This is a genomic window from Desulfuromonas sp., from assembly GCF_002868845.1.
GTDB lineage: Bacteria > Desulfobacterota > Desulfuromonadia > Desulfuromonadales > BM501 > BM501.
Genome location: NZ_PKUB01000042.1, coordinates 1 through 26,805, shown reverse-complemented (window position 1 = coordinate 26,805; position 26,805 = coordinate 1). Strand labels below are relative to the sequence as shown.

Below are 26,805 nucleotides of genomic sequence, written 5' to 3'. Positions count from 1 at the left end.
CTTTCCCCTCGTGGAGACCGGGGTCCGTCTCTGGCCCACCAATCCGGTCTTCCGCCCCTACAGCCTCCTTACCATCAACCGCGATCCGGGTGCGGCCTTAGCCCTTGCCGGAGGGATCACCATGTTGGCCGGTGTCGTTTTCGCCCTCTTCTCCTTTTACTACAAGCGGGCCCGGGGCGACCGACCAGAAATCACGTGAACCACCCATCCCCCCGGGGCCCTCCCTAACCCCCAACCCGGTGAAAAAAACCTGTTAAGCTGAGAGGAAACGTCAGAGTTCGAAGAGGCGATTCCATGCTCGAAATCGGCACGACCGCTCCCGACTTCACCCTGCCCTCCACCCTCGGCGGAAACCTGAGCCTGGCCAAAATACGGCAAACTCGAAACGTCCTGCTCGTCTTCTACCCCCTGGCGTTCACGCCGGTCTGATCCGCCGAACTCTCCGGTCTGGAGGGCAATCTCTTTCTCTTCGACAGGCTGAACACCCAGGTTCTCGCCCTCAGCGTCGATTCGGTCCATGCCGCAGCAGCCTTCGCAGAGAAAATGGGCATCGCCTCCTTCCCCCTGCTGGGAGACCTCAACAAAGAGGTATGCCGAAGCTACGGGGTGCTGCGCAGGGAGGGCTTCGCCGAGCGGGCCACCTACCTGATCGACCGCAAGGGGGTCATCCGGTTTCGAGCGCTCGGCGACCTGAACCGACAACGCTCCATCACCGACTACATCGCCGCCCTCGAGACTCTTTGAGCAAAGAGCAGCCATGAGCATCCTCTCCGCCGCCGGGCAGAAAATCAGCGAAGCCGTACGCTGCGGGGACCTTGTGAGATTAAAATCTGCCCGACTGCTGCCGGGACCCGGCGGAGTTCCAAGAGCCGAAAAGGAGGCTGACCGATAAGTAGCCGCGCTACAAAACCCTGATGGGAAAAAACGTCAACAATCCCGCCCCCCCAATATGCCCACCCGCTCGCGTACCGATTCAGGCTCTGGCCACACCCGGTCTTCCGACCGGACAGGGTCCTTCCCCAAGCCTGCGCCCAGATTCATCCCCCAAACAAGAACAGCCCCGCCTGCGACGACGCCGCGGACCGCCCCCCCCCTACGAAAGCCACATCCATGAGACCTTCGTGGTGCGTGCCGTCTTTTTGCCACGGGCATGCCCGCCCGGCAGGATCGCCCGTGGTTCAGGATAAACCCATTATCGGCCGGCCCCCTAAAAAAGCGCTAGCCCCAACCTAGGTTGGAGTAAATCCAATATTCCCCCCACCCAAAACCCTTTCAATTTAAAAAAAAGATTTAATATTTTTCATCTTAAAGTTGAATATATAAAAAAAACTGGCAGACTAGAATGACACTTCGTCCTTCCGGGACTTGACTCTTTTGGAACGGGCAAAAACATGCAGCAGGATCTGATCCTGAAATTCATGGACGGCCAGGAAAGCGCCGCGGCCCTTGTCCGTCCTTTCGACCCCAGTGAAGAGAAGATCGATGTCATTCTCGCCAAGAGCGGGAAGCGATCGACGGTCCCCCTGTCAAAGATCTGCTGCGTCCTGAACATGGGCAAACCGACCCGCATCCACAGCTCCCTGGGGGAGCAGAAAAACACGGAAGTTGAAACCTCAACGGGCGAACGATATCCCGTGCAGATCATCGACGACGACCTTCACCCCACGGGCTTTTTCGCCATCCCGACCGAAAGCCACAGTCCCTACCGGGGAATTTTCTTCACCCGCCAGGGTCTTCGAGCCCCCAGCGGAAACAATTCCTTGCCCAACAATTTAAAAGTACCGAAGCCAAAAGATCCGGTCGTCACTCCGCTCCCGGCTCCCCGGAAGGCCCCCCCCGCCAGGGCGAAACGCCCTCTCAAGCCAGCCCCGGAAACGGTCCCCAAACCGCCCAATGCCCGCCTCGGCGATATCCTGATCGACGCAGGCCTGATCAACAGGGAGCAGATCGAAAACGCCTTGGCAGCCCAGGCGACCAGCAAGAAAAAGATCGGTACCCTGCTCATCGAACAGGGCCTGATCGACGAGGTCCAGCTTCTTTCCGCCCTCGCCGCCAAGTTCCGGCTGCGAGTGGTCGATCTGGACACGGTCGTTCCCGACCCGGCCGCACTGGGCGCTTTTTCCAAGGAAGTGATCATCAAGCTGCAGGTCTTTCCCGTAGAGGCCCGGGGAAGGAACCTGGTGGTCGCCACCTCGGCCCCCACCGACCCCACCATCAGCGATGCCCTGAGTTTCCTCACCGACCGCAGTATCGAATTGGTGGTCGCCCCTTCCCAGCAGATAAAGACGGCAATCTTCAAGCACTATGAAAAGGTCGAGGACCAGGTCGAGGACATCATCGGGGAGATGACCGAAGAGGTCGAAGTCCTCGAGGAAGAACAGGACGAATCCTACTTCACCGAGGCCGACTCCCGGGTCATCCGCCTGGTCAACCGCATCCTTCTCGACGGCCACAAGAAAGGGGTCTCGGACATCCATTTCGAGCCGGGCCAGGGGAAACACCCCCTCCAGGTCCGGTTCCGTCTCGACGGTGTGTGTTTTTGCGCCCATCAGATTTCGGCCACCTATAAGCGCGCTGTCGTCGCCCGCATCAAGATCCTTGCCCAACTTGACATCGCCGAACACCGCCGGCCCCAGAGCGGCAAAATCTTCCTGAGAACGGAGGGGCGCAACGTGGAATACCGGGTGGAAATCACCCCCACCGCCGGCGGACAGGAAGACGCCGTCCTGCGCATCCTGTCCTCCGCCACCACCCTTCCCCTGGAGCAGATGGGCTTTTCTCCCTCGGACCTGCGGCGCTTCAAGAACACCCTGCTCAAGCCCTACGGGGTCATCCTCTGCGTCGGTCCCACCGGGTCGGGCAAAACGACCACCCTTCACTCGGGCCTGGCCTACATCAACACCCCGGAGCGCAAAATCTGGACCGCGGAGGACCCGGTCGAGATCACCCAGTCGGGGCTACGGCAGGTACAGGTCCACCCCAAGATCGGTCTGACCTTCCAGGAGGCCCTGCGCTCCTTCCTGCGCTCCGACCCCGACGTCATCATGATCGGCGAGATGCGCGACCCGGAAACGGCCAAAACCGCCATCGAGGCATCCCTCACCGGCCACCTCGTTCTCAGCACCCTTCACACCAACAGCGCCCCCGAAACGGTGGTCCGCCTCATCGAAATCGGCATCGACCCCTTCAACTTCGCCGACGCCGTCCTGGGCATCCTGGCCCAGCGCCTGGCCCGCAAGCTCTGCGAAAAATGCAAGGCCCCCTACCACCCCTCCCGAGAGGATTACGACAAGCTGCTTCACGCCTACGGGCGCGAGTGGGCCGAGAAGCACCAGTTGCCCGCCTATTCCGACGACCTATCCCTGATGCAACCGGTGGGCTGCGAAGAATGCTCCGGCAGCGGGTACCGGGGCCGGGCCCCCCTGTTCGAGCTCCTGGAGGGGACGGCGAACATCAAAAAGGCCATCCAGAAAAACTGCCCGGTCGAAGAGATAAAGACCATTGCCATTCAAGAGGGTATGCGAACCCTGAAAATGGACGGCATCCACAAGGTCTTTGAGGGGGTCACCGATCTGGTCCAGGTCCTCAAAGTCTGCGTTTAGACCTTCTGGGGCCCGCCTTTGGCACCCCAAAATGCTGAATCTAAAGAGAAGAGGGCCCGCCGGTTGGCGGGCCCTCATACGTTCCACCCTCTGTGTGGCATGCCCGGCTCGAAAAGGGGGATCCACTTGACCGGAGTCAATGCGAAGCAGAGCGATCTCCGCTAGCGTGGTGCGCAAAACCCCTGCCCTTCGGAGGTCCACCCATGCCCCTTGTCCTCACACTGCTCCTTTTCTTCCTGACCCCTGCTTCAGCCCGGGCCGAACCGGCCATCAACTGCCACTGTTACCAGGACCGCAGTTTCGATGCCAAGCGCCCGGCCGCGGCCGACCCCTACCTTCTGACCGCCGCCCAAAACAGCCTTCTGGCTGCGACCTTCAGCACCCCGAAGAAAACCGTGGTCCAGGCCAAAATGAAAGGGGTCTCCGGAAAGGCGCTCTGGTTGGCGCATTGGAGCGCGGCCGATACGGGCCTGTCGGCGAAAGAGGTCCTTCAGGAAAGGGACAAGGCCCCCTCGTGGGGTGCTCTCATGAAAAGCCTGGCGCTTTCCCCCGGCGCCCTCGATGCCCAACTGGGCAGGGCCCTCGCCAGGGATGCCCCGGATGACGATCTGAGCGAGGCGGTCATCGACCAGGTGCTGAGCTCCAGGATGGATCAAGCGCCGGAGGAGCTGGCCCTCCTCAGGCGCAAGGGGGCCGGCGACAAGGAAGTCATATTGGCGACCCTCCTCGCCCGCTGTTCAGGGCGTCCGGCCTCAGATCTTCTTCGCGAGGTCAACGGGAAGCGGACCACCTGGGGTGCGCTGCTGCAGGCACAAGAGCTGGAGCCAGGTCGCATGGAGGAGTTGTGGACCGAACTGCTGCGCCAGGGAGAAAGAACCAGAGCAAAAAGGCCGCGCCAGGAGGTTTCCCCCTGGAACGGCCCTTGAACTCGTAACTGAGATCTTGAAAATCTAGGCCTGGCCCTCCCCGCCCAAGCCACGGTCGCCTGTCTGCCGGCCCAGAAAGGTCCTTATCCCGCGAGCGATGCCCCCGGCGTCGAGTCCGTATCGGGCACGCAACTCGCCCTGGCTCCCCTGTTCGACAAAGGCATCGGGCAACCCGATCCGCAGCAGCCTGGGCGAAAGGCCCTCGTCGGCCAGAAGTTCCAGAACGGCCGAGCCGAATCCACCCTGCAGCACGTTCTCCTCGACCGTGATCACCACGCCGGTGCGACGGGCTTCGCCGCAGAGCAATTCCCGATCGAGAGGTTTGAGAAAGCGGGGATCAACCACCGCCAGGGAGACCCCTTCATCCTCGAGCAGGGCCGCCGCTTCGAGGGCCGGCTCCACGGACGACCCAAGGGCGAAGATCACCCCATCCGAGCCGTTTCGCATTTTTTCCCCGGTGCCTACGGCCACCGGCTCCAAAGAGCCCTCCAGGGGCAAGCCCAGGCCCTGTCCGCGGGGATACCGGTAGGCAAAGGGTCCCTCGCAACCCAGGGCGGTCGCCATCGCCCGGCGCAACTGGACCTCGTCCCGGGGAACCATGAAGGTCAGGTTGGGGATGTGGCGCAGGAAGGAATAGTCGAAAACCCCGTGATGAGTCGGACCGTCGGCCCCGACCAGTCCCCCCCGGTCGAGGGCAAAGGTGACGGGGAGGTTCTGCAGGCAGACATCGTGCAGCACGTTGTCGTAGCCGCGCTGAAGGAAGGTGGAATAGATGGCCACGGTCGGCCGCAGCCCCTCGCAGGCCAAGCCTGCGGCGAAGGTCACGGCATGCTGCTCGGCAATCCCCACGTCGAAGAAGCGTTCGGGAAAACGTTTGGAAAAGCCCTTGAGACCCGTCCCCTCGAGCATTGCAGCGGTGATGGCCACCACCTTCTGGTCGCGCTCGGCCAACTCCACAAGAGTGTTGCCGAAGACCGCGGTATAGCTTTCCGCCCCCGCCTTGTTTGCCTTGACCCGGCCGGTCTCCCGGTCGAAAGGACCGACCCCGTGAAACAGGGCGGGCTTCTCTTCGGCCGGCGCATAGCCCTTGCCCTTCCGGGTAACGACGTGGACCAGTATCGGCCCCTTGATCCGGAGAACGTTCTGCAGAGTTTCCAGCAGTTCATCGAGGTTGTGGCCGTTGATCGGCCCGACGTAGTCGAAACCGAAGGACTCGAAGAGCATGCCGGGGGTCAAGAAACCCTTCAGGGACTCTTCGGCGCGGCGCGCCAGGCTGAGCAGGTCCTTTCCAAAACGCGGCACGTTCCCCAGCAGATTCTCCGTCTCCTTCTTGAAACGGACGAAAAAGTCCGAGGTCATCTTGCGGCTGAGAAATGAGGAAAGTGCCCCGACGTTGGGCGAAATCGACATCTCGTTGTCGTTGAGGATGACCACCAGGTTCTTCTTGAGGTGCCCTGCCTGGTTGAGCCCCTCGAAAGCCAGCCCCGCGGTAAGGGAGCCGTCACCGATGACCGCCACGACCTTCTCCTCCCCGCCCCTGGCCTCGCGGGCTGCGGCCATGCCGAGCGCCGCGGAGATGGAGGTGCTGGAATGCCCCACGTCAAAACTGTCGTAGGGGCTCTCGCTGCGCTTGGGAAAGCCGCTGATGCCGTCCAGCTGGCGCAGGGTGCCGAAACGCTCCAGACGTCCGGTGAGGAGTTTGTGGGCATAGGCCTGGTGGCCGACGTCCCAGACGATCTTGTCCCGGGGGGTGTCCAGAATTCGGTGCAGGGCAATGGACAGCTCGACGACCCCCAGGGAGCTGGCCAGGTGACCTCCGGTGCGGGAGACGGTATCGATAATCTCCTCGCGGATCTCCCCGGCGAGGGTTTCGAGTTCATCCAGGGACAGCTGCTTCAGATCTGCCGTGGAGGCGATGTTTTTCAGAATGTTACCCATGTCTTTCCTACCCGTAATCACAATGCTTTTCAGGAGGAGCGGTCGATAATGTAGTCGGCGATCCGGCGCAGCGGCTCCGCCTTCTCCCCGAGGGGTTCCAGGGCGTCGAGAGCCAAGTCGCGCAATTCGCTGGCCCGGACCCGGGCCTCGGCAAGCCCGAGCAGGGCCGGGTAAGTGGCCTTGCCCCGCGCCTGGTCGCTGCCGACGTCCTTGCCCAGTTCCTCCTGGTTCCCCACAACGTCGAGAATGTCGTCGGCCACCTGGAAGGCGAGGCCAGCCGCCTCACCGTAGCGCGACAGGGCGCCGAAAGCCGCCTCGTCCGCCCCGCCGGCCAAGGCCCCGGCCTGGATGGCGGCCAGGATCAGGGCCCCGGTCTTGTGGGTGTGTATGTACTCGAGGGTCGGCAGGTCCACCTGCTTCCCCTCGGACTCCATGTCCACGGTCTGCCCCCCGACCATCCCCAGGGAACCGGCGCAGCGGCCGATGATGTGGATGATCCGGCGACTCGCCTCGGCAGAAAGATCCCCGTGGGCATCGGGCCGGGACAGGAGAACGAACGCTTCCGTGAGCAGGGCGTCGCCGGCCAGAACCGCCACCGCTTCGCCGAACACCTTGTGATTGGTCGGCCGGCCGCGCCGGAAGTCGTCATCGTCCATTGCCGGCAGGTCATCGTGAATCAGCGAATAGGTGTGGATCATCTCCAGGGCGCAGGCCGCAGGAAGGGCCCGCTGCGGCTCGCCGCCGGCGGCCTCGCAGGCCGCCAGGACCAGGACCGGGCGCACCCGTTTGCCGCCGGCAAAGACCGAGTAGCGCATGGCCTTGTGCAGGGTCGCCGGCATGACATCCGCNGCCCGGTCCACCATGGCCTGGCGTTCTTTCAGGTACTGTTTCAGGTCCATACCCTCTCCGGTCCCTTCGGGCGGTTCACTCCTGGTCAAAATTCTCCAGCGTCAACAACCCTTCTTTGTCCTTGAGCAGAAGCTCCACCCGGTTTTCAACGGCCCGAAGGGCCTTGCGGCACACCGCGGCGCTTTTCACTCCCGCCTCGAAACGGACAAGCGACTCTTCCAGGGGAAGATCTCCCGACTCCAGGCTCTCCACGGCCTCTTCAAGGTCCCGCAGGGCCGTTTCAAATGTCTCTTTATCCGCCATATCGGACCTCTCCCCACTGCAAAAGTGCATTATTGCCGCCGCCCGAAAGGGAGTCAAGGGTTTTCCCCTGCAAACAGATCGACCAGGGCCATCGGGTCGATACGATTGCCGCGCAACTTGATTCCCCAGTGCAGGTGAGGCCCGGTGGATCGTCCGCTGCTCCCGACGAGGCCGAGAGCCTGCCCCCCCTCGAGCAATTGACCGGGCTCGCAGAGCACGGTCTCAAGGTGCCCATAAAGGGAAAAAAGCCCGGCGCCGTGATCCAGGATCACCGTCCGGCCGGTATAGAAAAGGTCGGAGGCCAAAACCGTTCGGCCCCGGGAAGGGGCGCGCACCGGAGTCCCCCGGGGGCTGCGAAAATCGACCCCGGAATGAGGGGACCGGGGCTTTCCATTGAGGATGCGGCGCAGACCGAAGGGGCTGCTCAGAGGATCCGTCACCGGCAGGGAAAACCCCTCCCAGATGGCGGGGGTGTCTTGAAGGGCGAAGAGGTCGGACAACATCTGCCGCTCCCGCGCAATCCGTTCCACAACCTGCGGATTCCGGGGGGAGACCTGGGCAGGCGGCAGGAAAAGCCTCTCCTCGGGGAGTTGGGCGCTCTCCACCTGCAGAGCAAGGCGGCGAACTTCCGTCTTCCCCCGCGAATCGGCAATCGCGACCACAAGGGGATACTCCCCCGGTGCCGCCTCGAGATCGACCCCCAGCAGCGCCTGGCTTCCCAGCGCCGTCGGACGGAGAAAGACGATTTCCCCATTGAAGCGGGCCACGGCCAGGGAAGGCCGCTCCCCCTCCCAGCGCAGCAGGGCCGCCCCCCCGTTGGGGACAACGGCAGGGGTCAGGGTCAGCGTCCCCCCCCAGGCCCGAGCGCTCAAAAGGACCAAAAGCAGGAGGAGAGCGAATCTCACGGCTCAACCTCCTCCACGGTCGCCGCGGCCCGTCCCTTCGCAAAACGGATCCGCAGGCGGTCTCCCGCCCCCAGGGAAGAGGCGTCCGAAACCGCCTTGCCGGTCTTGTCGGCCAGGACGACGGCATAGCCCCGCGCCAGGGTGCGGAGAGGCGAGAGGCTGTCGAGGCGGGCGCAGAGGGCGGCCAGGCGTCCTTCCTCCTCCCGCATGCCACGGGCCATGGCCTGCCGCAGGCGCCGGGCCGTCTCGGCGCTCCGCTCCCTGCACCGGACCAGTTGCTGGCGGGGGGACCGGAGACGCCGGGCCAACCCATCAACCCGCTCCCGGAGGAGATTCAGGCGGCCGCGCATCTGCCCTGCCAGGCGCAGGGTCAAGTGGTCCAGGTGCCCTTCCAGCTCGAGCCTGCTTTTGACCACCAGCTCTGCAGCGGCGCTGGGAGTCGGGGCACGCAGATCGGCCACGAAATCGGCGATGGAGACATCCACCTCGTGGCCCACGGCGGCAATGACGGGGATCGCCGAGGCGTGAATGGCCCGGGCCACGATCTCTTCGTTAAAGGCCCAGAGATCCTCCAGGGAACCGCCGCCCCGACCCACGATAAGGACGTCGGCGTCACCCTGCCTGTTGAGGTCGGCGATCGCCTCGGCGATCTCGGCGGCCGCCCCCTCCCCCTGGACCCGCGCCGGTCTCAGCAGGACCCTGACCCCGGCGGACCGCCGCTCCAAAACATTGAGGATGTCGTGAATAGCGGCCCCGGTGGCAGAGGTGACCACCCCGATGGTACGGGGATAAGGAGGCAAGGGACGCTTGCGTTCTTCGGCGAACAGGCCCTCGGCCGCCAGATTGGCCTTTAATTGCTCGAAAGCCACCTGAAGGCTGCCAACGCCGCGGGGCTCGATGGCATCGACCACCAGCTGAACCTCGCCGCGCTGTGGATAGAGGGTCACCCGTCCCGAGCAGATCACCTGCATGCCGTTCTGCGGAAGGAAGCGCAACAGTCGGGCCTGGGTGCGGAACATGACCGCTCGCAGCTGCCCGCCCCCGTCCTTGAGGGAGAAATAGAGATGCCCGGACGCCGGGGCCGACCAGTTGGAGACCTCCCCCTCGACGAGGACCGAGACGAAATTGTCCTCGATCACGTCCTTGAGCAGGGCGTTAAGGCGCGTCACAGTGAGGATACGGGTCGCATCAGCCATGGCAGTCCTACAATATCCAGGGGTTAAAGATTGACATTTTTCCGCCCCTTCCCTATATATGGGTGTCTTATAAACGATAGGGGAAAAGAGCATGCATCCGCCGTATGTCGTCACCGTTTCAAGCGAAAAGGGTGGGGTGGGCAAGACCACCCTGGCCACCAACCTGGCCATCTATCTCAAGGCCCTCCACGAGGACCTTCCGGTCTTACTGTTCAGCTTCGACAATCACTTCTCGGTGGACCGGATGTTCCGCATCGGCCGGGAAACCCCCGGAGGGGACGTTTTCGATCTGCTCAACGGCCGTCCCCCCGAAACCCTGGCGCAGGTCGGCGAATACGGAGTCAGCTATATCCCTTCGAGCCGGCGCCTGGCGACGGCTCGCGGCCGGCTTCGGTCTCCCGGGATCCTGTCGCGCATCCTCGCCGGCAGCTCCCTGCGCGGAATTGTCATCATCGACACCCGGCCGGACCTGGACGTCTTTACCCAGAACGCCCTGTATGCCGCGGACCGGGTCATTGTCCCGGTAAAGGACGCCCCCTCCCTGGAAAACTGCAAAAACCTCTACGATTTCTTCGAGAGCCAGGGTCTGTCCAAGCGCCCCCTGCGCATCCTGCCCTGTCTGGTCGATTCCCGCATCCGCTACGACGGCCCCTTCCGCGATCCCTACCGGCTGTTGAAGGGATACGCCATCAACCGGGGATACCGCTGCCTGGAGGGCTACATTGCCAAAAGCCCCAAGGTGGAATCGCTCAACACCAACCCCGAGGGGAAGATCTACCCCGTCCTGACCCACGGAAGGGGGACCGAGGTCCACCTGCAGTTCGCCCATTTGGCCCGCCAGATCTTTGTCGGGACCAAAACGGAGGAAGAGCGGCGCCTCGAGACGGTCCGCTCGGAGTTGGGCCTTCAGGAAGAGCAACGCGACAACGCCTTTCAATCCCGCCGCGAAGGCCTACAGACCCAATGCCTGCTGTGCGGCAAAACTCTCGTCGAAGCCGAGGGCGTCTCCCCGGCTGGATACTACGCTGAAACGTTCGACGGCAATGTGGCCGGATTCCTTGAGGAGGAATGCTTCACCGAGACGGTGTTCCGCTATTTTTACCATGCCCAGCGGGAAGTCGGTGCCAACGACCCGTTGCGCGATCTCTTTCGAGAGTCGGCCCTGCGCTCCTTCTTCGTGCTGCGGCGCGCCCCCAATACCCGCAACTTCTACCAGCAGCAGCTCTCCTTTTACCGTTTTGACGAGGAGGGGCTTGAGGTCTCCCACAAAACGGTCGAGCTCAAGGAGTTCGAGGCACGCTTCCTCAAGAAGGAGCGGTCACCCCTCTTCCAGCTGGCCTCCCGGACCCTGTTCGACCCCAAGGGGCGCCTGGGCGATGACTTCCTGCTGATCCGCCGGGTCGGCTCCGATTTTCCCGAAGAGATCCTTTATGACGAGCACTACGCCCGCCTTCGGGAGATCGGGGAGAAAATAGCCGCCCAGATTCCGCAGGAGGAGCCGAGTCCGAAGAACGGTCTCAGGGCGTCCTAGCCGACACATCCTCCAGGAGCTGGGCGACGGAGACCACCTCCACTCCCAATTCGCGAAAGATTCCCGCCTCCCGCCGCAGCGCCTCCAGGGTCTGAGGGTAGGGATGGCAGATGCCCACAGCGCTTCCCCGACTGCGTGCCAGTCGGGCCAGGGAGCGGATCTGCTCCGCGATCGCATTCACATCCTGGCGGTTATCCAGGAACCTGTCCCGAACCAGCGCCGGGACCCCTGCCCTTCGAGCTTCGCTGAAGACGACCGAACCTCCCGTCGTCCGGCTGTCCACAAAAAACAGCCCCGCCTCCCTCATGACCTCCATGACCACCGCCATCCCCTCCCTGCTCTCGGTAAACCGGGAGCCCATATGATTGTTGCCTCCGACCGCGTGAGGAATTTTCTGCAGTTGGCTCTTCATGCGCCGCCTGATTTCCTTCGGGCCGAGGTTAACGAAAAGCGCACCCCGCCCCGGGTCGGTCGCGGGATAGCTCTGGGGCTCCATAGGGATATGGATTAAAATTTCGCGGCCGTGGCGGTGACCCAGGGCGGCCACCTGGGCGGCCTTGGCGCTCGTCGGCAGGATCGCCAGGGTCACCGGCAGGTCGATGTCCAGCAGGGCCCGGGCGGTCTTCAGATCCCGCCCCAGATCGTCCATGATGATGGCCACGCGCGGCGGCTTCGTCTCCGGCTCCCGCTGGGTGGGTGAGAATATCAGCAGGGCGCATGCGCGGCCCCGAAACAACACCCGCAGTGTGCCCTCGGCGGCCATCGATTCCAGCGCGATGTCAGGGGAGATGCGCTCAAGGCGACGGGCGAACTGCTGCAGGACCTGCTGCGGGGGAAAGGGCCCGCGCACGGCCCAATGAAGCGTCTCTCCCTCCGCGGAGGTCTCCAGGCGATCCAGGGACGCCCCGCTTCGCAGCAGCAGACTCTCCAGTTCCACCCGAACGTCTTCGATGGGGAGGGAAACGGCTTCCGGGGGCTCGAACGGGACGGAGAACGGGGAAAGCCGCTGGCGCAGATGGGAGAGGAGGACCAGGGAAACGATTAGGAAGACGACCAGGAAAACCGCCGCCAGGGTCACCTTCATACGGTGGCCGGGCTTCGATTTGCGGGTGCGGCTCGTGCGGCGGGCAGGTTTTCGAGAAGCCATACGTTAAGACAAAAAGGGGGAGGCATCCTCCCCCGGATCAGCAAGAAAACTAATAGTGTCAGGCGGCCCGGTTCAAGTCCCTGAGGATATGCCACCCCTTGAGCAGGTCCAACGCCCGCATCAACGGGTAGTAATCCCGGTCTCCCCCCTCCAGACGGTGGGCCTTCTCAGGTTCCGGTTCGGCTTCGGGCTCCCCGTTCCCGGGGGTTTCGAAATGGTTCTTCAGGTCCTTTTCCCGGAAATGGACGACATCCTGGAGTTCCTTGACTTCCACCGGCTTGACGATGATGTCGGGGACGATCCCCCGGGCCTGGATGGAGGTGCCGTTGGGAGTGTAGTAGCGGGCCGTGGTCAGCCGCAGACCCGATTCGTCGCTCAGGGGGATAATGGTCTGGACCGAACCTTTGCCAAAGCTCTGGGTGCCGAGGATGATGGCTCGATCCTGGTCCTGCAGGGCGCCGGCCACGATTTCCGATGCGCTGGCGCTGCCGCCGTTGATGAGCACCACCATCGGATAAGGGGGCTCGGTCCCCTTTTGGTGTGCGACGAATTTCATCTGACTGCCATCCTCGCGCCCCTCGGTATAGACAATGAGCCCCTCGGCCTGAAAGGTGTCGGCCACCTCCACCGCCTGGTCGAGCAGCCCCCCGGGGTTGTTGCGCATATCGAGGATCAGCCCCTTCAACTCGCCCCCGTTCTCTTCCCGCAGCAGGTCCAGAGAGTCGTGCAAGTCCTCGGCGGTGCGCTCCTGGAACTGGGCGATACGCAGGTAGCCGTAGCCGTCTTCCAGGGTCCGGGCCTTGACGCTTTTAACCTTGATGATCTCGCGCACGATAGTGAAGTCGAGAGGCTTGTCAAAACTGTCGCGCATCACGGTAATTGTGATCTCAGCCCCCCTGGGGCCGCGCATCAGCTTGACAGCATCCATGATGGTCATGTCCTTGGTGAACTTGTCCTCGATTTTGATGATCTGATCGCCGGCCTGCAGCCCCTCCCGGAAAGCAGGGGTGTCTTCGATGGGGGAGACGATCGTCAGCACCCCGTCCCGGATGGTGATCTCGATGCCAAGCCCCCCGAACTCGCCGCGGGTGTCAATGCGCATCTCCCGGTACATCTCCGGAGGCATGAAGCTCGAATGGGGGTCGAGGTTCGCCAACATGCCGTTGATGGCCCCATGGATGAGGTCCCTGATCTCGACCTCCTCCACGTAACTCTTGCGCACGATGGAGAGGACATCGGTGAACAACTCCAGGTCCTGGTATTGGGATGTCGCCTCGGCGGTGGCGGGGCGATTGACCTGCCCGGTCGACATCCACCCCAGGAGGACCAATGCCAGCAGCAGAACGAGAACATTCGACCATTTTTGCCTGAGCATGAAGATCTCCTCCCGGTCGGTTCGGCCGTAGCGGATCAAGTCGTTTGAAAGGGGTCCAGGCCACCCGGCCGCTAATGAGGGGCGAGCCAGGCGGTCGGGTCGAGGGGGACGCCCCGGTGGCGGATTTCAAAATAAACGCCGTCGCCGCCGTCCTCTCCGGTAAAGCCGAGAGCCGCCCCGCGCTTTACCCGGTCTCCGACTTTCCGGTTCAGTCGGGAGGCCTGCGCGTAGAGGCTGTAGTAGCCGCTGCCGTGGTCAAGAATAATAAGCTGGCCGTAGCCCTTGAACCAGTTGGCAAAAATGACCTGCCCGTCCCAGACGGCCTCGATGGGCTGTCCGCCGGCGGCGGATATTTCAATCCCCTGGCTGTCGTGAAGGGTGCCGAGTTCGGGATGGCGCCAGGCGCCGAACCCGGTTCGCAGATCCCCCTTGGCGGGCCACGGCAAACGCCCCTTCTGGCTGGCGAATTCTCCAGTTAAATCAGTATACTGCCGGCTCTTATCCGATTCAAGCTTTTTGATCAGGGCCCCGACCCGGGCGGCCCTCTCCTGCATGGCCTCCAACTGTCGGGAAAGCTCGGCCCGGTCGCTGCGCACCCGGGCCAGCAACCACTCCCTCTTTTTGCGCACCTGGGCAAGGCGTTGCCGGTCCCGGTCCAGATCGTCCAGGGCCGCTCCCTGCTGCCTCTTCAGACCATCGAGCCTGACCCGGGCCGCTTCAAGTTCGTCAAGGCGCAGCCGAAACTCTGCGAGCAGAACGCGATCCTGGCGCACGATGCGGCACAGGAACTCACGATCCTCGGCCATCCGGGCCGGGGTCTCCGCAGAGAACAGGACAGAGAGCATCCCCGTCCCACCGGTTTTGTAGAGAGCGATCAGGCGCTTGCGAACCTGCCCCTCGAGCCCCCTGATCTTCTCCCGCCCCTTTGCCAAGTCCCGGCCGACGTCGGCGATCTCCCCCTCCAGGGCCGCCAGCCGTTTTTTGAGCCGGGCGATACGGTCGCCGATGCGGGCCAGTTCCCTCTCTGCTTCGCCCAATTCCCCGGCGAGGGATTTCTCCTTGCCCTTTTTCTTTTAAAGCTCTTGACTGGTCTTCCCGATGCGCTTCTGGAGGGTTTGCAATTCCTGGCGGCTCTGGTCAAGCTCTTCGGCGCCCGCGCTTCCCCCGGGACCGGGCAGAAGGAGCAAGCCACAAACCAGGCCGCATATTATCGGAGGAAGGAGCAGCTTCACCGCCATTTAGAGGCGCACCAGTTTGCGCAGAGACAAGAGACTGCCGCACAGCCCGAGCAGAACCCCTGAGGCCACCAGGAACAGTTGGTGCGCAAAGGGCAGAAAAGAGATCCCCTCCGACCCGGGAAGCATCAGGAGGGCGCTCATGCCCTCTCGCAGGAAGAGCTGAAAAAGGGAATAGGAGACCACGAGCGCCACCAGGCCGCCTATCAGTCCCTGCAGAGCCGCCTCGAGCAGAAATGGGGTCTTGATAAAGAGGGGAGTGCCTCCGACCAGGGCCATGACCTCAAGCTCGTCCCGGTGGGCATAGAGCGTGATCTTGATGGTGTTGGAGACGATGAACAAGGCGGCGAACAGGAGAAACCCTCCGAAAACCGCACCGAAAAGCTTCAACAGGCCCACCAGGGATTCGAAGCGCTGAAGCCAGTCCCGACCATAGCGGAGGTCGGACAAGCCGGGCTTCTGCTTCAGGCTCTCCACCAAAGCGGCCATCCCCTCCTGGTTGCGGTGCTCTGGCTGAAGGGAAATCTCCAGAGAGGCTGGCAGGAAGTCGTTCTCAAGTCCCTCGAGAAGCGTGCCGTCGGCTCCGAGCCTTTTGCGAAAACGCTCGAAAGCCTCCTGCGGGGTGACGAGGGAAACCCCCTGCACCCGTGGCATCCCCTCGACATCGGCCTGCAAGGCCTTCAGAAAGCCCGGCTGGGCGGAAGCGTCGAGATAGGCTACGACCTGAACCTCCTCGCTCCAGTGACCGGTCAGCTTCTGGACATTGAGAACTACGAGGGCGAAAAAAGCCACCAGGGAAAGGGAGACAGCCATGGTTCCCACGGCGGCGGCGCACAGAAACGGGCTTTGCCGCATGTTGCGCAAAGCCCGCCGGGAAAAATAGATAAATCGCTCCACCACTTCAATAACTCGCGGATCGGGTTGAGGGGCACCGGAAGCGCCCCGGGGGGGGGCATGAAGATCGTCAGGCTTCCCGGTCTTCCACGACCCGCCCCTCCCGAAGAGTGATCAGCCTTCGGGGAAAACGGCGGATCAGCTCGCGGTCGTGGGTAGCCAGCAGAATTGTGGACCCCCGGGCGTTGGCTCCCTTGAACAGTTCCATGATCTCCATGGACACTTCGGGGTCGAGATTCCCGGTCGGCTCATCGGCCAGAAGGACCAGGGGATCGACGACAAGGGCCCGGGCGATAGCCACCCGCTGCTGTTCGCCGCCGGAGAGTTCCTGGGGGCATCGCTGGAGCTTGCTCTCCAGGCCGACGAGTTTAAGGGTCTGGTAGACCTTTTTGCTGACCTCGAAACGTTTCTTCCCCTGAACTTCGAGGGGAAAGGCCACGTTTTCGAAAACGGTCCGCCGGGACAAAAGCTTGAAGTCCTGAAAAATGACTCCCAGGCGCCTGCGCAGTTGAGGGATCCTGGCGCCCCCCATGCGGGTCACGTTCTGGCCGTTGATCAGGATCTGCCCCCGGCTCGGTTTTTCGGCCCCATAGAGAAGCTTGAGCAAAGTCGACTTCCCGGCCCCCGAAGGGCCGGTCAGATAAATCAGTTCCCCCTTGGCGACCTGCAGATTGACATCGGCCAGCGCGGAGGCTTCCTGGGTGTAGGACTTGCAGACATTGTAGAGCCTGACCATCGTGTCTTTACCACTCAGCGTAGGGGACGCCGTTCAACCCGACCCGGTCGCTACCGCTGTGAACATCGAAAACGCCACCCTCGGCCAATTCCCCCTCCTGAGAGGGCTCGGGGGGGACCGTCGTCCAACTGTCCTGCTGCCCGGTGAAGGGATCACGGGGGACATTCCGCAGGTACTTGTCAAAGACCAGGTCTTCGAGGGAATCAGGATATCGGGTCGAGTCCGCAAAGTAAGCGTCGATGGCCCGCCGCATCTGGTAGAGATCCTCCAGCAGGACAGTCTCCCGGGCTTTAATGACGCTCTTCTTGTAACTGGGCACCGCGAAACTTGCAAGGATGCCGACAATGGACATGACGATAAGCAGTTCGATGAGGGTGAAGCCCCGCGAGCCTCGTTTTTTATAAACAGTTTGCCGCATAAGAAACTACCACGTGTTGTAGGCTGTGCCGTCCAGGGCGATGCCGTCGGACTGGGTAAAGACGTCGAACACGTCCTCCCCGCCCCAGACGGTGGAGTCGGGATCGTCGGCATAAGCGCGCAGCCCCCGCCCCTCGTCGTACTTGTCAAAAGGGTCTCTTGGAATGCGGCGCAAGTAGCGACGCCTGATAGTGTAGAGCCCGCCGAAGTCCTCACCCTGCAAAAGGGTTTCCAAGTCCGGGGGGTAACCGTTTTCACCGAGAGCCGGAATGATCTTCTTCTTTTGGACCGCATCGTCGAAGTCGGCCTTGTACTCATCGATGGCGGTGCGGATCAGGCGCAGGGAGCGGCGCAATTCGATCTCCTTGGCCCGCTTGCCAGCCACTTCGGCCATGGGCAGCACTGCCGCGGCGAGCACCGAAAGGATGGCCATGGCGATAATCAGCTCGACCAGGGTCAACCCCCGCCGATTACGAAGAACCCCCCCGAGCGAACCCATCAACCTAGCGAACCTCCAGGGCCTGGCCGCCGGCCTCTGCCGGCAGGGACCGCCCGGTCGAATCCTGGAAATTGACCCCGCCGAGATCGATGTTGGTCCTGCCGGCGGCCTTGGCTTTGAATACAAGCTCGAACAGGATTCCGTCGCCGCTGGCGCCCTCCATCCCCTTGGCCACCTTGTGCCCGACGATCAGTTGCCCTTCCTCCCCGACTGCGCTGGAAGAGAAAACCGTCGCCCTGCCCTCACTGCCCAGGAAGTCCCCCTCCTCGGCACGGACAAACTCGACCGCTTCGGGATCGTAATTCACGAAAAGGGGAGCGCTGTACAGGTCGCGGGCCCCGGAAACATGAACTTGCAGTGAAAATTCCTGGTTCACCTCCACATCGGAGCGTCCCTCGAAAAAGAGAAGTGTGGGCATATCGGAGCCTGCTTCGGGAATGGCCTGGGCAATGCCCGAAGTCTCCCCGGGAGGGGCCATATTCTGGCCGGCTGAGCGCCCGGCGGAAGCCAGCTTTTTCGCCGGGGCGGACGACGGCAAGGCCATCTCCGCATCGGGCTCGAAAGACGCGGTGGCAAAAGAGCCCATGCTGGGGCCGGCTTTAAAGTCGTCTTCCTTCCCCGACCAGATGCTCGCGATATTCGATCGCGGCAACTCAACGGCCTTGACGATATGAGGCGTAATGGAGAGGAGGATCTCCCGTTTCTGCTTGTTGCGGGTATGGCCGGAGATGAGATCGCCGATCAGGGGCAGACGCCCCAGAAGGGGGAAGGTGGTTTTGCTCTTGGAAAAATCGTCCCGAATCAGGCCCCCGATCACGGTTTGCTGGCCGTCCTTGAGAGTGAGGACGCTCTGGGCGTTGGTTGTGGTGATGGTGAGGGCGACGGAGCCGTTGGTCGTTGTGGTCCGGTCGGAAACGCTGCTGACCTCGAGAGACAGCTTGGTCACAACCGTGTTGTCGAGCTGGATGGTCGGCTCGACGTCCAGCTTCACGCCGACGTCCACGTACTGGATATTGTCGGTGCTTGTGTCCCCCGTGGTAGTGACGGTGATGACAGGCTCACGGGTGCCGATATGCACCTTGCCCTTGTCCTTGTTCTTGACCCGGATCTTGGGATTGGCAAGGATCTCCGAGTCGGTCAGGGTTTTGGCGAAATCGAAGGAGGCCGTCGGCAGGGTGTAGAACGACTCCAGGCTGCTCAGGCTCCCGATCAGGTTGGCTGTTGACCCGCCCGGGCTGAGGCCGTCGGCGACCAGGGTGTCGGCCCCCGGAGCACCGCCGTAACCGCCACTGACGGAGTAGCTGCTCAATTTGGGGCCGAAGCTGAGATCGTTGCCGTGACTGACCTCAAGCAGTTCCAGGTCAAAGACGACTTCCGCATCGGCCCGGTCGGCGGCCACGATGATCTGCTGCGCCAGCTTGATGACCTCAGGCGTGTCGCGGATAACAAGGGCGTTGAGTTCCTCGTGGACATAGATTTTGCGCAACTGAAGCATGGTGCGCAACAGGTTTACCGCCTTTTTGGCATCGATATTGGACAGGTAAAAAGTCTGGATAATAAAGTCCTGGTACTGCTTGCCCTTGTCCTTGGTCTTGGGGTAGAGAATGATGGTCTTGGAATTGAGGACCTTTTTGTCCAGTTTGTTCATGTCGAGAAGCAGTTCCAAGGCCTGAACAAAGGTGACGTTTTCAAGGAGCACTGTCACCTTCTGGCTTTTCAGCTCCTTGTCAAAAATGAAATTGATCCCGGAGAGGCGGGAGAGGATATTGAACACCTCCTCGATCTTGGCCTCTTTGAATTTGAGAGTAATCGGCTTTTCCGAGCTGAGATCCAGCTCAAACCCGTCGATGACCGTTCGCTGTTCCTGCTCCAACCTGTCGAGCAACCCCAGGGCCCCCGAATTGCCGGGGTCAAGGACCAGGGCCTTGTTAAGGGTGTTGCGGGCCTGGGACAAGCGACGGGCCTCGATGAATCCTTCGGCCTCGGCGACCAGGAACTGGGCCCGGATCAATTCCTCGGCACGCCGCCTTTCCTGTCCGGCCACCTCGAGAGTCGGGTCAAGCCCCCCCGCCAAACGCAACTCGGCCACGGCCTCCGGGAACCTGCCTTCATCAAGATAAAAACGGCCCTGCTCCAGATGCTTCTGGGCCGCCTTCACCCGGGCGTTCTGCAGCATCATCCGATACTCGTGGCTTTCCGGACGAGCCGCGACCGCCTCGGAGTATTTGGCCACCGCCTCGTCGAATCGGCCCTCCTGAGTCAGGTCCTCCCCGGCCAGAAAAGCCCTTTGTGCCGCACATCCGGTAAACAACCCGAGCAGGGCCAGAAAAACAACTGCCTTGATGATTATGGAACGGTCCATTCGTATGTCCCCCCGCACTCGTGAGCGGCTTGGATTGAATGTGTAAGTCGAATGCGGCGCCTCGAAGTGCCGCGGGTATCCCCACCCTTTACGGGTGACGGGGTCTCACCTGCTCCGGGTGCGCCCCGGGGAAGGATCGATCAGGGGTTTGGGGAAAGGAACCATGCGGAAGACGGGGTCCCCCTTCCGGCCCTCTCCCGCGCCGGGAGAGGAAGCCTTCTCCGCCAGAGACACGCTGATAAGCCTCGGGTCGTCCCCCTGGCTGATGCGCAGAGTTTCCTCCGTCAAATCGACCACGGAGAACTTTCCATCCTCGCCGAACGGTTCCCCAGACTTCACGGCAAAGACCTCGTCGCCGGAAGCCAGGAAAACGACCTTTCCCTCCCGCAGCTCCATGAATCCGAGATAGGAGAAACTGGCCAGGGGCGGAAGCTTTTTGACAGGCGGTTTGGGCTTCGGCAGCGCCTTCGGCTGCGCCGGCGGCGGAGGCGGAAGCTTCTTGACCGGCGGCGGTGGCGGCGGCGGTGGCGGCGCCTTGACGACATAGAGGGGTCCGAACAGGTTCCGCCGAACCTCGGGAGTCCGCCCTTCGTTTCGCTCGAGGAGTTCGAGACGCACCCGATACTTTTCCGCAGCGTCGTTACCGACGCCACCCTGAAGTGCGGGCTCGCCCCCGCGAGCGCCAACGGCAACCCGTTGCGTCCTGGGCGTCTGCCAAAAGGCGTAAATCAGGGCCACCACCAGGCCCCCCAGCAATATGAGCAGGAGAAGTTTCTGCCTGTTCATGAATCTTCCGATTTGAAATAGGTTGTGAAACTGATCCGCAGTGCGACTTCGCTGCCTTTCCCGGCCCCGCTGCCGCCCAGGGATACCTCGTCAATAATGACCAGGCGCCGGGATTGTTCCACGGAATGAATGAACTTCTTGATCTGGGAGTAGTCACCGGCCACGGAAAAGACAAGACCATACTCCAGCAACCCTCTTTCGGCCACTTCCTCGGGGTTATAGGTGATGCGATCGATGGACAGACCCGCCCCCTGGGCAAGGGAGAAGACCTCTCCGATGAGGGAGGAAAACTCGGTCTTGTCGGGGACCGCCTCACGGAAAGCCGCGAGACCATCCTCCCCCTTGTGGAACAAGGTCTGGGGCGAGACGGCACTGCCCGCCTTCTGCCCGGCCCGCCTCAGCAGGGCCTGCTTTTCGATCAGGGTCCGCTCCAAGCCCTGAACGCGCGGTTCCGCCAGACGGCTAGCCGCCAGGTAGGCCACGATGTTCAGCACCACTAAGGCCACGACCAGAATGGGGCAGATTCTGTTCTGCCGCCAAACGGCCGCGAGAAGGTGTCCTTCACTCATTCTAAAAGGCCCCCTTCACCAGGAGGGAAAAATCGATCGCCTTCCGTTCCCGTCCCCGGTTGTCCTTGACCTCGGCCTCGGCCTGGTTCAGCAGGTAGACATAGCTGAAATGCGGCGAAGCGATAAGGCTGTCCAAAAAGTCCCTCAGTATGCCGACATCCTTCGCCGCCGCCCGCAGATTCAGCGACCCGGTCTGGTAATCGGGCTGGATGGATCGCAGGCTGACGCCCTCGATGGTTACCTCTTCCAGGCGCCCCAGAAGTTCGGTCCAACGGAAACTGTCCTTATCCAGAAGTTCATTGGCGAAGGCCACCTGATCCTCCAGTCGCTGGAAATCCTCGGCGCGGATCTTTCCCCCCTCGCCATCCTTGAGGCTCTCCAGTTCCGCCTCCACCTCGGCCAGATGGGCCTTCACCTGGCGGCTCTGACCCTGCAACCGAATGTAATAGCTCAGGTTGATGACCAACACCAGGGCCAGGGCCCCGAGCAGAACGGTATAAAGGGTATAAAGCGCCCGCCGATTGACATAGGTCAGGCTGGCGAGATTCAGGGTCAGTTTCATACCGGCATCCCTACATCATCCTCTCTGCGGCGCCGACGGCGGCCACCAGGGCACGAACCTGCTGAGCCGGAAGGTCCAGGGGGACCGGCGCCAACCGCTCGAGGTGCGGATCGAGCACGCGCACATCCCCTTCGAATGCGGCCCCGACCGCCTCCAGCACAGCGTCCGAATCCTTCCGCTCGCAATGCAGAAAGACTGCTGCCCGCCCGAAAGCACGGTGGGTCTCCTGGCAGCCGACGAGGGAGCGCTTGAGCTCCTGAAAAAGCCGCGAAGGCGTGGTTTCCATTTCCCTGACCCGTCGAAAAGCGAGAACCTGTCCATGAAAATACTGCAGGCTCAAAGATCTGTCATCGACACCGACCAGAACGAAATCCTCCCCCAGATCGAGGCGGGGACGGTAGTAATTGTACAGGTTGAGGGAATGGAAATCGACCACCGCGGCATTATATCCCGCTTCGGCAAGGATATCCTCGTACTGGTTGAGAACGGATCGAGCCACGAAGGCCACCGCCAAGTGGAAGCGACCGGACTCGGTTTTCTCGAGAATCTGGTAATCGAGCACGATATCCTTGGGATCGAGGGGAAGAGCCTCCTTCATTTTCCACTTGAGGATATCCACCCCCTCGGCCTTGGACTTGAATGCGGTTTCCACCTCGGTCAGGAGAACCCGACCGACCTGGTCCGGAAGGGACAGGGCGACTCGGTCCTCGCGGCCCGCCAGGGGGGCGAGGACCTCCCGGATTTCCGCGACCATGCGCTCCGGGTCGGCAACATTGGCCTGCCTCAGAGAGGGGACCAGCAGGCCCCCGTTCAAGGAGAGAACCCGCCCCCCCGAAAGGGCCGACCCCCGCCCCCGTCTGCGCAGCGCAACGGCCCGAAGTTCGGAGGAGCTCATATCGAGTCCGAGATAGTTGCGGTAAATCACTGTTCTTCCACCTTCTCGACAAAGGTCACGCGATTGATTTCCTTCAGTGTGGTAACCCCCTGGAAGACCTTTTCAAGAGCCGCCTCGCGGAGAAAAATTGTTTCGGCCTTTCCGGCGGCCTTCTTCAACTGGCCGATCGGGGCCTTGCTCATGATCAGTTCGCGCAACTCGTCGTTGAGATCAAGAAGCTCGACAATCGCGTTTCGGCCCAGATAACACATGCCGTGGCACTCCTCGCATCCGGCCCCCTCGTAGAAGATTTGATCCCGATACTGCGCGAAGCTTAGCCCCGCCCCTTCCAGGGTTTCCTGATCGTACCGGACCTCTTTCTTGCAGTGAGGGCAGATTTTCCGCACCAGGCGCTGGGCCATGACGCAGTTCAGGCAGGACACGAAGTTGTAGGGGTCAATCCCCATGTGAAGAAAGCGCCCCAGCACGTCGAAAATATTGTTGGCGTGGACCGTTGTAAAAACCAGATGCCCCGTCAGAGCCGACTGGACGGCGATCTGGGCGGTCTCAGGGTCGCGAATCTCGCCGACCATGATCTTGTCCGGATCGTGACGAAGGATCGAGCGCAGCCCGCGGGCGAAGGTCAGGCCCTTCTTCTCGTTGACCGGAATCTGCACCACCCCCTTCACCTGGTATTCCACCGGATATTCAATGGTGATGATTTTCTCCTCTTCATTGTTGATCTCGGAGAGGGCCGCGTAAAGGGTGGTGGTCTTGCCGCTGCCGGTCGGTCCGGTAACAAGGACCATGCCGTAGGGCTCGCGGATCTTGCGCCGGATACGAACCAGTTCGCGCTCGCTGATCCCCAACGCCTCCAGGGTCAGCCCCTTGAGATCCGACGCGATGGCTTCCTTGTCCAGGATCCGGATCACCGCATCCTCGCCGAAGCTGCTCGGCATGATGGAGACGCGAAAATCGATCGATTTGCCGCCGAGGCGAACCTTGAAGCGGCCGTCCTGGGGAATGCGCCGCTCGGAGATGTCCAGCTCGCTCATGACTTTGATGCGGGAAATAATGGGGCTCTGAAAGCGGCTGTCCAGAGCCTCTGTGGCCTGGAAGAGGACCCCGTCAACCCGGTACTTGATAATGACCCCGTCCTGGCTAGACTCGATGTGAATGTCGCTCGCCCTCTTGTTCAGGGCGTCGTAGAGGGTGGAGTCGATGAGCCGGATAATAGGACTGGTGTCGGCGGTCAGTTTTTCGATGGAGAGGACTTCCTCGCCCTTGTCGGTTTCCTTGACCAACTGGAGCTTGAAATCCTCGGAAACATCCTTCAATACCTGCTGAGACCCCTCCCCGCGCTCCAGGATCCTCGTTATCTGGCTTTTGGGAGCCACCTGAAACAAGAGCGGGACGCCCAACTGCATTTACAGGTTGTCCAGACCCGCCACGTCCGTGGGGTCGGCAACGGCGATGACCAGGCCGTCGGCCCTCCGCTCGACCGGAAGAAACCGGTACTGCATGGGCAGACCGGCCGGCAGCGAAGCCATCAACTCGGGATTCAGGATGAAGCTCCGGGTATCCAGGCATTCAAGCTGGAACTGGCGGCCCAAAACCTGGACCAGCAGGTCCTCGCCGATCAGCCCCTCGCCAATGGCGGTCTCGCCGAACCGGTTCCCTGTGGCAGGCATCCGCTCAAGGACCAGCTTCACCTCGGCAGGAGTCAGGGCCCCCATCTCAACAAGGATTTCTCCGATTTTCTTGCGCTCAAAATTCATACGAACGATTCCTGCGCACCTATTTGACGGTCCCGGCAAGTTGAAAAATGGGAATATACATGGCCACCACGATGCCGCCGATCAGCACACCCATGCTGGCCATCATAATCGGTTCGATAAGGGCGGTCAGCCGATCGAGGCGCCTCTCCACCTCCTGCTCATAGTAATCGGCGATGTCCGCCAGCATGTCCGCCAGGGACCCTCCGGTCTCCCCGACGCCGACCATGCGCAGTGCGATATTGGGAAAGAACCCGGTTTGCTCCAGGGAGGCGGAAAGGGAAGCGCCCTCCTCCACCTTCAGCACGGCACGGCTCAGGGAGCTTTCCAGTACGAGGTTGTTAAGGGTCCCCCGCGACATGCGCATCGCCTGGACCACCGGGATGCCGCTTGTGAGGGTCGTGCCGAAGGTGCGGCAAAACCCGAGCAGGGCGTAATCGACGACGAGGTTACCGAAAAAAGGCAGCCCCAGCTTGACCCTGTCCCTCAGCATGCTCCCCCGCTCAGTCCGCAGAAACATCCTCAGGGCCGCCAGCCCGACAAAGAGGGCCGGCACGACAAAGATTACACTGCTCTTCATCCCTTCCGCCGTGGCAATCAGCATCCGGGTAATGAGCGGCAGCTGGACATTCGCATCGGCATAGATCTGGGTGAAACTGGGGACGACGTAAAGCATGAGAAAAAGCAGGACCCCGACAACAGCGATGCTGAGGAGCATCGGATAGAAGGAGGCGCTTCTCACCTTGGCCTTGATGGCCTCCACGCGCTTCTGATATTCGATGAACCGGGAGATGGTCACCGGAAGATCTCCGGTGCTTTCACCCGCTCGAATAGATGCGACGTAAAGATGGGGGAATTGTCGGGGGAACTTGCCGAAGGCATCCGACAGAGCACTGCCGCCCTTGATGTCCTCCCGGATCTCGCGCAAGACTTCGAGCATGGTCCCGGACTCCATGCGATCGCTGATGGTATCCAGAACCTGGAGAATCGGCAGTCCCGACCGAATCAGGACCAGCAGCTCCTGGTTGAAAGACAAGAACCTCCTGCTGGTCAGCCGGCCTCGTTTCCCCCCCTCACTAAAGAGAAACTGCAGCGGCCGCTTTTTAACCTGGAAAACGAAAAAACCCTGTTCTTCAAGGTTCTCCCGAAGCAGGTCACGGCTGGCGGCCTCGTACTCTTTTTCAATAACCCGCCCATCCGCGGTTCCGATTTTACATTGGAATACGGGCATAACGCGTATTACTATCACAACCCCTAAAAAATATAAATGAAAAACACTCAGCGAGAGGCCGGGCAGGCCCCCTCAACAGAGCGGCCCGAGAGGAGAAGCCCCCCATTCAGGGCCGCCTAGCCGGCGTAGGCCACAGCACGGAGGACCCGCATCGACAAATCCCGCCCGACACGCTTCGACAGACTCCGATGCTTCTGCACCAATGGTCCCAGGACAAGAGGAGCGAATGGGGTAAAGGCAGGGGCCCCGTTGCCCATTCGAGGGCCCCCTCCAATCTCGCGAGACAACAAGTCCGAAACGGGCAAGCCTACTCGCCGAAAAATTTTTCGGCCTTGTACTTGGCCTTGAGGCCCTTCATCCAATCTTCATAAAGAGCCGCGGTTTTCTTTTCCTTTAGCCTGAGCTGTATTTTCCCCCTCATTTCATCGAGGGTCAACTGGGTGGGATCTTCAACCTCGAACAACTTGATGATGTGAAAACCCGAGATTGTTTCGACGGGACCGACGACATCCCCGGGTTTCAGATTCAGAAGAGCATTCTCAAAAGGCTTGACGGTTTGCCCCATGTGAATAAAGCCGAGATCTCCCCCGATATAGCGGGTTCTGTCATCGGAATTATAGTACGCCAGGTCATAAAAGTCCTCCCCGCCCTTGGCCCTTTCAGCTAGCCCCTCGGCCTTTATCAAAAACTCATCGCGCTCCTTATTCGTCGCATTCGAAGGAACCTTTACCAGCACATGGCTCACCTTGAACCGCTTGGGGCGAAAAAAAGATGCTTTATTTTCCTCATAGTAGCTGACGACATCACCGTCGGTAACCTTGACGTTCGCGTCAACGGCCACCTTCTCGGCCTTTACAGCCAGGAGAGAGCGGTATATGGCGGCCCGATATTCATTGACGGTTTCTCCCCCGAGGGCCTTCTGGAAGTCATCCAGGGACGAAAACCTGCCTTTTACTTCCTGAAAAATCTCCTCCACTTCGCTATTTTCGACGGCGATCTCCTCATCCAGGGCATAGCGTATCTTATACCCTCTATCGACCAGAAGATCGAAGGCTTCGCTTCGGGCCTCTTCGCGTTTCTCCGGAGAGAGCTC

23 protein-coding genes and 2 pseudogenes are annotated in these 26,805 nt (G+C 61.5%); 5 read left to right on the top strand and 20 right to left on the bottom strand.

Annotated elements, in window-relative coordinates:
* The 4 genes from C0617_RS13180 to C0617_RS13165 form a co-directional block, all read left to right on the top strand.
* On the top strand, window positions 1-199 hold a 199-nt coding region (locus C0617_RS13180; protein WP_291317498.1), incomplete at its 5' end, for a hypothetical protein.
* A 95-nt stretch (window positions 200-294) separates the two neighbouring features.
* The gene (locus tag C0617_RS13175; protein ID WP_291317497.1) at window positions 295-744 is read left to right on the top strand and encodes a redoxin domain-containing protein; all 450 of its coding nucleotides are present in this window, start codon (window positions 295-297) and stop codon (window positions 742-744) included.
* A gap of 647 nt (window positions 745-1,391) precedes the next feature.
* Entirely contained in the window at window positions 1,392-3,602 is a 2,211-nt protein-coding gene (locus tag C0617_RS13170) for an ATPase, T2SS/T4P/T4SS family (protein ID WP_291317496.1), read from the top strand.
* A 203-nt stretch (window positions 3,603-3,805) separates the two neighbouring features.
* The gene (locus C0617_RS13165) at window positions 3,806-4,528 is read left to right on the top strand and encodes a hypothetical protein (protein ID WP_291317495.1); all 723 of its coding nucleotides are present in this window, start codon (window positions 3,806-3,808) and stop codon (window positions 4,526-4,528) included.
* 24 nt (window positions 4,529-4,552) lie between these two features.
* On the opposite strand, the gene dxs is transcribed toward C0617_RS13165, so the two are convergent.
* From dxs to xseA, 5 genes and pseudogenes are all read right to left on the bottom strand, one after another.
* Window positions 4,553-6,466: a 1-deoxy-D-xylulose-5-phosphate synthase gene (gene dxs / locus C0617_RS13160; protein ID WP_291317494.1), complete on the bottom strand. Its 1,914-nt coding sequence runs from the start codon at window positions 6,464-6,466 to the stop codon at window positions 4,553-4,555.
* A gap of 29 nt (window positions 6,467-6,495) precedes the next feature.
* Window positions 6,496-7,314, bottom strand: a pseudogene (locus tag C0617_RS13155) (polyprenyl synthetase family protein); the annotation flags it as partial.
* A 76-nt stretch (window positions 7,315-7,390) separates the two neighbouring features.
* Window positions 7,391-7,618, bottom strand: a complete 228-nt coding sequence (gene xseB, locus C0617_RS13150; RefSeq protein ID WP_291317493.1) for an exodeoxyribonuclease VII small subunit — start codon at window positions 7,616-7,618, stop codon at window positions 7,391-7,393.
* A gap of 53 nt (window positions 7,619-7,671) precedes the next feature.
* Complete coding sequence (locus C0617_RS13145) at window positions 7,672-8,523, bottom strand: M23 family metallopeptidase (RefSeq protein ID WP_291317492.1); 852 nt, start codon at window positions 8,521-8,523, stop codon at window positions 7,672-7,674.
* A complete protein-coding gene (gene xseA / locus C0617_RS13140; protein ID WP_291317491.1) occupies window positions 8,520-9,719 on the bottom strand; it encodes an exodeoxyribonuclease VII large subunit in 1,200 nt (399 codons plus the stop codon). The genes C0617_RS13145 and xseA overlap by 4 nt, the downstream gene beginning before the upstream one ends.
* A gap of 91 nt (window positions 9,720-9,810) precedes the next feature.
* Between xseA and C0617_RS13135 the strand changes: the two genes are divergently transcribed.
* Window positions 9,811-11,250, top strand: coding sequence for a ParA family protein (locus tag C0617_RS13135; protein ID WP_291317490.1), 1,440 nt, complete (start codon window positions 9,811-9,813; stop codon window positions 11,248-11,250).
* On the opposite strand, the gene C0617_RS13130 is transcribed toward C0617_RS13135, so the two are convergent.
* From C0617_RS13130 to C0617_RS13055, 15 genes and pseudogenes are all read right to left on the bottom strand, one after another.
* On the bottom strand, window positions 11,237-12,334 hold the full coding sequence (locus tag C0617_RS13130; protein WP_291317489.1) for a divergent polysaccharide deacetylase family protein: 1,098 nt from the start codon (window positions 12,332-12,334) through the stop codon (window positions 11,237-11,239). The genes C0617_RS13135 and C0617_RS13130 overlap by 14 nt on opposite strands.
* A 121-nt stretch (window positions 12,335-12,455) precedes the next feature.
* Window positions 12,456-13,709: a S41 family peptidase gene (locus C0617_RS13125; protein ID WP_365889327.1), complete on the bottom strand. Its 1,254-nt coding sequence runs from the start codon at window positions 13,707-13,709 to the stop codon at window positions 12,456-12,458.
* Between the two features lie 134 nt (window positions 13,710-13,843).
* Window positions 13,844-14,809 (bottom strand): peptidoglycan DD-metalloendopeptidase family protein, encoded by a 966-nt coding sequence (locus C0617_RS13120; RefSeq protein ID WP_291317487.1) that lies wholly within the window; start codon window positions 14,807-14,809, stop codon window positions 13,844-13,846.
* A 201-nt stretch (window positions 14,810-15,010) separates the two neighbouring features.
* Entirely contained in the window at window positions 15,011-15,907 is an 897-nt protein-coding gene (ftsX, locus tag C0617_RS13115; RefSeq protein WP_291317486.1) for a permease-like cell division protein FtsX, read from the bottom strand.
* A gap of 64 nt (window positions 15,908-15,971) precedes the next feature.
* Window positions 15,972-16,637, bottom strand: coding sequence for a cell division ATP-binding protein FtsE (ftsE, locus tag C0617_RS13110; RefSeq protein ID WP_291317485.1), 666 nt, complete (start codon window positions 16,635-16,637; stop codon window positions 15,972-15,974).
* 7 nt (window positions 16,638-16,644) lie between these two features.
* Window positions 16,645-17,055, bottom strand: coding sequence for a type II secretion system protein (locus C0617_RS13105; protein WP_291317484.1), 411 nt, complete (start codon window positions 17,053-17,055; stop codon window positions 16,645-16,647).
* Between the two features lie 6 nt (window positions 17,056-17,061).
* A complete protein-coding gene (locus C0617_RS13100) occupies window positions 17,062-17,553 on the bottom strand; it encodes a type II secretion system protein (RefSeq protein ID WP_291317499.1) in 492 nt (163 codons plus the stop codon).
* 4 nt (window positions 17,554-17,557) lie between these two features.
* The gene (locus C0617_RS13095; RefSeq protein WP_291317483.1) at window positions 17,558-19,915 is read right to left on the bottom strand and encodes a cohesin domain-containing protein; all 2,358 of its coding nucleotides are present in this window, start codon (window positions 19,913-19,915) and stop codon (window positions 17,558-17,560) included.
* A gap of 105 nt (window positions 19,916-20,020) precedes the next feature.
* Window positions 20,021-20,701, bottom strand: coding sequence for a hypothetical protein (locus tag C0617_RS13090; RefSeq protein WP_291317482.1), 681 nt, complete (start codon window positions 20,699-20,701; stop codon window positions 20,021-20,023).
* Window positions 20,698-21,270 (bottom strand): type 4a pilus biogenesis protein PilO, encoded by a 573-nt coding sequence (gene pilO, locus C0617_RS13085; RefSeq protein ID WP_291317481.1) that lies wholly within the window; start codon window positions 21,268-21,270, stop codon window positions 20,698-20,700. The genes C0617_RS13090 and pilO overlap by 4 nt, the downstream gene beginning before the upstream one ends.
* 1 nt (window position 21,271) lies before the next feature.
* On the bottom strand, window positions 21,272-21,832 hold the full coding sequence (locus C0617_RS13080; protein ID WP_291317480.1) for a PilN domain-containing protein: 561 nt from the start codon (window positions 21,830-21,832) through the stop codon (window positions 21,272-21,274).
* A gap of 10 nt (window positions 21,833-21,842) precedes the next feature.
* A complete protein-coding gene (locus tag C0617_RS13075) occupies window positions 21,843-22,757 on the bottom strand; it encodes a hypothetical protein (protein ID WP_291317479.1) in 915 nt (304 codons plus the stop codon).
* Window positions 22,754-24,484 (bottom strand): annotated as a pseudogene (locus C0617_RS13070) (ATPase, T2SS/T4P/T4SS family). The gene C0617_RS13075 and the pseudogene C0617_RS13070 overlap by 4 nt, the downstream one beginning before the upstream one ends.
* 19 nt (window positions 24,485-24,503) lie before the next feature.
* A complete protein-coding gene (locus C0617_RS13060) occupies window positions 24,504-25,517 on the bottom strand; it encodes a type II secretion system F family protein (protein ID WP_291317476.1) in 1,014 nt (337 codons plus the stop codon).
* Window positions 25,518-26,019: 502 nt separating this feature from the next.
* A partial coding sequence (locus tag C0617_RS13055) for a peptidylprolyl isomerase (protein WP_291317475.1) occupies window positions 26,020-26,805 on the bottom strand: 786 nt, incomplete at its 5' end.

Bases quoted from the DNA above. Each gene is read 5' to 3' on its own strand.
- ftsE (WP_291317485.1), bottom strand. From the start codon at position 16,637: ATGGTCAGGCTCTACAATGTCTGCAAGTCCTACACCCAGGAAGCCTCC.
- C0617_RS13135 (WP_291317490.1), top strand. From the start codon at position 9,811: ATGCATCCGCCGTATGTCGTCACCGTTTCAAGCGAAAAGGGTGGGGTG.
- C0617_RS13130 (WP_291317489.1), bottom strand. From the start codon at position 12,334: ATGAAGGTGACCCTGGCGGCGGTTTTCCTGGTCGTCTTCCTAATCGTT.
- xseB (WP_291317493.1), bottom strand. From the start codon at position 7,618: ATGGCGGATAAAGAGACATTTGAAACGGCCCTGCGGGACCTTGAAGAG.
- C0617_RS13125 (WP_365889327.1), bottom strand. From the start codon at position 13,709: ATGTCGACCGGGCAGGTCAATCGCCCCGCCACCGCCGAGGCGACATCC.
- xseA (WP_291317491.1), bottom strand. From the start codon at position 9,719: ATGGCTGATGCGACCCGTATCCTCACTGTGACGCGCCTTAACGCCCTG.
- C0617_RS13170 (WP_291317496.1), top strand. From the start codon at position 1,392: ATGCAGCAGGATCTGATCCTGAAATTCATGGACGGCCAGGAAAGCGCC.
- C0617_RS13095 (WP_291317483.1), bottom strand. From the start codon at position 19,915: ATGGACCGTTCCATAATCATCAAGGCAGTTGTTTTTCTGGCCCTGCTC.
- C0617_RS13105 (WP_291317484.1), bottom strand. From the start codon at position 17,055: ATGCGGCAAACTGTTTATAAAAAACGAGGCTCGCGGGGCTTCACCCTC.
- pilO (WP_291317481.1), bottom strand. From the start codon at position 21,270: ATGAGTGAAGGACACCTTCTCGCGGCCGTTTGGCGGCAGAACAGAATC.
- dxs (WP_291317494.1), bottom strand. From the start codon at position 6,466: ATGGGTAACATTCTGAAAAACATCGCCTCCACGGCAGATCTGAAGCAG.
- C0617_RS13080 (WP_291317480.1), bottom strand. From the start codon at position 21,832: ATGAAACTGACCCTGAATCTCGCCAGCCTGACCTATGTCAATCGGCGG.
- C0617_RS13165 (WP_291317495.1), top strand. From the start codon at position 3,806: ATGCCCCTTGTCCTCACACTGCTCCTTTTCTTCCTGACCCCTGCTTCA.
- C0617_RS13100 (WP_291317499.1), bottom strand. From the start codon at position 17,553: ATGGGTTCGCTCGGGGGGGTTCTTCGTAATCGGCGGGGGTTGACCCTG.
- C0617_RS13090 (WP_291317482.1), bottom strand. From the start codon at position 20,701: ATGAACAGGCAGAAACTTCTCCTGCTCATATTGCTGGGGGGCCTGGTG.